Annotated in this window: 2 protein-coding genes; both read right to left on the bottom strand. The window is 37.9% G+C overall.

The window, feature by feature from the left end; genetic code table 11:
* Positions 1-472 precede the first annotated feature (472 nt).
* The gene (locus FD29_RS03500; protein ID WP_012695376.1) at positions 473-1,165 is read right to left on the bottom strand and encodes a replication protein; all 693 of its coding nucleotides are present in this window, start codon (positions 1,163-1,165) and stop codon (positions 473-475) included.
* Positions 1,166-1,237: 72 nt separating this feature from the next.
* A complete protein-coding gene (locus tag FD29_RS03495; RefSeq protein WP_003555393.1) occupies positions 1,238-1,393 on the bottom strand; it encodes a ribbon-helix-helix protein, CopG family in 156 nt (51 codons plus the stop codon).
* Positions 1,394-1,872: the final 479 nt, after the last annotated feature.

Here is a 1,872-nt window from a genome sequence, read left to right as displayed (position 1 = left end):
GTCTTGGTCTAGTGAGTCTGTCAACTCCTTAAAGCCTCCTAGAACGGCTAAAAGCCGTTCTACGTCGATTTACCGTTGACAGACAGCTAATTATGCATTTAACAGCTAAAATGGCTTAGAGAGCAAATTAGAGCCATTTAAGGCCAACATTCAAAACAGTTAAAGTCCGAGGGAGCTGGCGACTGGACTTTAACTGTTTCGAATGTTCCAACTGACGCAAGTCAGTTTTTGTTTGAGCAAAGCGAAATCTGATACAGGTTTTAGTGGTTTTAGCGCAACGTCATCTTTGATGACGTGTAAGTGCGCCTTTAGCATTTTCTTTTGATTTTTTCATTGCTATTTTTAAAGCAATGCGCACTTACACACCACAATTAAAATTGATGGTGTTTGTGCTAAATTTCCTGTATCAGAAGTCGGCTAGCCGACAACAAAAAAAGGTGCTCGAATTGAGCACCCACTTTTTATTCACTAATCAATCTTGTATCTCGCCAGTTTCTTTGTCTATGTCTCCTCTGCCATACTTGCGTTCCTGATAAACAGCATCGAAATATAGTCTTATCAGTCCAGTATGAGCACGTAAAACCGAATTAACGACCTTGATACTAGGCATGCCATATTCTGAACCATGAGCTTTTAAAAAGCGTCTCAATTCACGCATATTTGCCAAATTATGGTCATCAATCAAATCACAAACATCATTCAGCATGTCGTCTTTATCTTCCACATCAAGCGATATATATCTATCAATATCAAAATTATTTATCAGCGTAATATCTTTTTTATTATATTTATGTTTTTTCTTCTCAATAGCATCTTTAGACTCATGTGTAAGGTATGAATACATGCTTGCCATACTTCTGATGACTATTTGCACTTTAGCGATACTCCGATCACCTAGAAGCTGTTTAATCTTGTACCGAACACTATCAGCAGTAACTGGATTTTTAGCCACATAGACAACATGATAATGCGGCTTTTTATAGTGCTTGCCATTTCGTATGACATCATCAGGTGTCCATTTTGATTTATCAGTTTTTTCATCCATATCATGAAATGGACTAATAGCAATTGGAACACCAATTAATTCTAATTTCGATTTCCAATCTTCTGGAATAGATTCGGGATATAACAAAAAGGTGAAGTATCTTGATTTGTCTTTTGCCATAATGTTAAAATAGCCTTGATAGAACAACAATGCTTAGCGGAAACTATCGTCTTGCCCAAGCCGAGTTTTCGCTTATTTTTTTTGTTCTAATTCCTTTCTTGAATAATTTTCTAAAGCTAAAGCTAAAATTGCAGACTTAGAAAAACCCTTTTCTTTCGCAAGATTTTCCAAAGTAAAATACTGATCTTCGGTTAGACTGACCGTAATTCTTTTTTTATTTGTAGCCATATTTTTACTCCAAACTAAATCAAATTTAAGTACACCATTATTATGCTTTTTTGCAACATTATTGTCAATAATATATGCTATAAATCTCTATTTCGCTAAAAACTCGCTAAAAACTCGCCGAAAACTCGCCGAGATTTAAAACTCTGTAACCATTGATATTAAAGGCTTGAAGACCATTTTTAACCAAAATTGGCACTCGGCACTTAAAAGGGGGGTCGTAGTACGGTCGCAAAATTCGCTCCCTCGCCCCCCTGATTTTCAAATTTATATCCCACACGAATAAAACCATGGGCGCTGCCCAAACCTGCAAGCTGTGTCAGCTTGACCCCATAAATGAGCGGGTGCTCCCGCTCAAACTCACCCCGCACTCGCCGTGAGGCAGGCAAAAAAAGCAGGTGTGCTTTTCTTTGCATGCGCAAAAGTGTCTTGGTCTAGTGAGTCTGTCAACTCCTTAAAGCCTCCTAGAACGGCTAAAAGCC

It is taken from the genome of Companilactobacillus mindensis DSM 14500 (genome assembly GCF_001434275.1).
GTDB lineage: Bacteria > Bacillota > Bacilli > Lactobacillales > Lactobacillaceae > Companilactobacillus > Companilactobacillus mindensis.
Note: the sequence above shows the minus strand (reverse complement) of the source record. Positions and strands in the feature narration are given on the sequence as shown.